Here is a 2652-nt window from a genome sequence, read left to right as displayed (position 1 = left end):
CTGTCAGAGACCGGGGGCGTCGGGCGTTGCGATCCTGATGGGGCTTCCATGGCCTGTAAGGCACCGCGTGACGGGCCGGGGCCGTGCATCGTCAGCCCTGCGTGGGGATTTCCGCGCCCGTCCGGGCGTCCGCAAGCGCCGTTCCGTCGGGCGCTTTCCGTGGACACGGCGTGGTGGAACGAAGGCTTGCTCGGGTGTATTCTGATCCGGCTCCCGTGGGAGGGGACACGGAAGGAAAAACGTATGAACGTGATGAAGACGCTGGCGCTGGACCTGGTGCTCGTTCTTGCCGTGCTGATGATGGCGGCGTTGGTGCTGGACGGCGCGTATCACCTGTACCGCCACCTGCGCCGCCGGCGCCACAGCCGCGGCGGGGCCGTGGGCGTGGTGATCGACCGCGAGGGGCGCATATTGGGAACGTACCTGGACCCGTTCGCGCACCCCTGGCGGTCGGCCCGCATGCACGGCCCCGAGTCGCCGTGGAGCAAGCCCGGCCCGTGGGGCGAGCCCGCGACCGCATGGGAGGGGTTCGGAGAGACGGAGGAAGAGGCGTTCATGCACGCCAACCGGTTGCGCCGGAGGCAAGTGCAGCTGTTCGGCCTGCTGGAGCCCGATGAAGACGACGGCCGCCCGGACTGGATGACGGCCAGGGCGGAGTAGGCGAAGGCAGGGAAGCAGAACGAAGCGGCGCGCCCCGGGGCATCCATGCCCGGGGCGCGTCGCTTTGAATGAAGCCTCGGCGCGGCGGGAGCGGGTGAATCCCGCTTGGGAAAGCGGAAAGCCCCCGGCTCGTTGTTGAGCGGGTGAACCCGCCGCTCGAAAAGCGGAAAGCCCCGGCTCGGGCCGCTGTCGCGTCCCGCCCGGGGCTTCACCTGCACGCGCGCCGCACCTGCCGATGCGTGAATTGTCATCCCGATGGAGCGACCTCGGAGAGCCCTGCCCGCACCTCATCGATAGCAGCGACTGAGGGATCCGCCACACAGCGTGCGACCCTGCACCGGGACGGCAGACACATCATGCCGGGATGCCGTCGCGCGTCAGCGTTTACACGCCGGAAAACAGCGGCCCGGCTCATTCTACGACCGGCAGCCGTTTCGTGGAGTGTGGGGCGGATCCCTCGGTCGCTGCGGTCTACGTCGCCAAGGCCGGTTCGGCGTGGCCGCTCCGTCGGGATGACATCCGCACCTGCCGAAGCGCGGTCGAATTCTCCCCTCTCCCGCTTGCGGGAGAGGGGCCGGGGGAGAGGGCACCCGAGGCATGCGCCGGACCCGGTCGAACCACACCCAAGCCCTTGAAAGCGTTCCTGCGGGGCTACTTCTCCCTTACCACCACCGTCTCCACGATCTTGTCGTGGATCATCTGGCGGTTGCGGTCCCAGTACACCTGCGCGAAGCCCAGGAGGCCGGTCACCAGCCCGGCGGCGTATCCGCCGAAGCGCTCGAAGCCCGTCCACAGCGTCATCGGCTCGCCGTTCAGGCGCACCACGCGCAGTCCCAGCAGCCGCTTGCCCGGCGTCTGCCCCTTCCACAGCGCCAGGAACGCGGTGAAGTACAGGCCCGTCCAGCCGAACCCGATCCCCATCTCGTCCAGAAACCCCGTGAGCCGCGACACCAGCCCCTCGTTCTGGTGCTCCTTCAATTCCCGCCGCGCCTGGGCCAGCTCGTTCCCCAGCTCGTCGATGCGCTCGTCCATGCGGCCCAGCGTGTCCTTCGCCAGCCGCGCCGCCAGCAGGGGTGCCACTTTGTCAGCGCGCCCCGTGTCGCCCGCGGCGAGCGCCGCCGCGTAGCTGCTGGCCAGCGAGTCCGTCCGCAGCGTCAGCGCTTCCACGTCCGCCGGGGCGCGGGACTTGAGCGCGTCGTTCACCACGGCCCCCATCCAGGGCTGCTCCGCGTCTTCCACCATCTCCCGCAGCGCCTCGCCGGCATCCTCGTCCGACAGGCCGGCCTGGCGAAGCCCCGAAACCACCTGCGGCGCGACGCGGCGCGCCTCTTCTTCTGTCGACGCGTTCTGCAGGCGCATCAGCTCGGGCGCCATGCGAAGGGCGCTCACCGCGGCCTGGGCCCCGGCGCCGGGACCCGTGCTCACAGTGACGTTGTCGCCCCAGCCGCGGAACCAGTCGCCCACGCCGTCCCACAGGTTCAGCGCCACGACGAACAGCACGATCGCGCCGAACGAGCGGATGCCCACGCGCGCCAGCCCCGCCAGCCGTCCCGCACCCTTCGGCGCCAGGCGGGCCGCCAGGCGGAACGCCACGAACGCGGCGGCCACGGCCAGGAGGACGCCGCCCAGGTTCACCAGGATGGCCACCAGGAGCAGGTCCAGCAGCATGGCCGCCAGGCGACGCGACGGGCGCGCCAGGGGCAGCCCCATGATGGCGGGGCTGAGCGTGAACGAATCGGGAGTGATGACGTACGAGGGCTTTTCGCGAGCCATGGCACTTCAGGGAGAGCGGGGGAGGCCGGGAGAGGAACAGCGTGCCCGGAGCGCTGAAAGCTAACCTGCGTCACGATTTGCGTCCAGTCCAGCAGATGTCGGCCGCGCGCGCGTGCGGATGCGGAGTGACGATCGGGCGCGGCTCTCGTCCACTGCACCGGGAAAAGGGGCCGAACGGAACACTGGCGTCCGGGGCGTGTAGCGAATTATCGTTCCCCT

General features: G+C 70.0%; 2 protein-coding genes. One reads left to right on the top strand and one right to left on the bottom strand.

Annotated features, from left to right (window positions below; translation table 11 throughout):
• Nucleotides 1–243 precede the first annotated feature (243 nt).
• Entirely contained in the window at nucleotides 244–660 is a 417-nt protein-coding gene (locus VIB55_RS13195) for a hypothetical protein (RefSeq protein ID WP_331877118.1), read from the top strand.
• Nucleotides 661–1311: 651 nt separating this feature from the next.
• Here the strand turns inward: VIB55_RS13195 and VIB55_RS13190 are convergent.
• Nucleotides 1312–2433 (bottom strand): RDD family protein, encoded by a 1122-nt coding sequence (locus VIB55_RS13190; protein ID WP_331877117.1) that lies wholly within the window; start codon nucleotides 2431–2433, stop codon nucleotides 1312–1314.
• Nucleotides 2434–2652: the final 219 nt, after the last annotated feature.

The organism is Longimicrobium sp. (genome assembly GCF_036554565.1).
In the GTDB taxonomy this organism is placed as follows: Bacteria; Gemmatimonadota; Gemmatimonadetes; order Longimicrobiales; family Longimicrobiaceae; genus Longimicrobium.
This window is presented reverse-complemented; position numbering and strand designations above follow the sequence as displayed.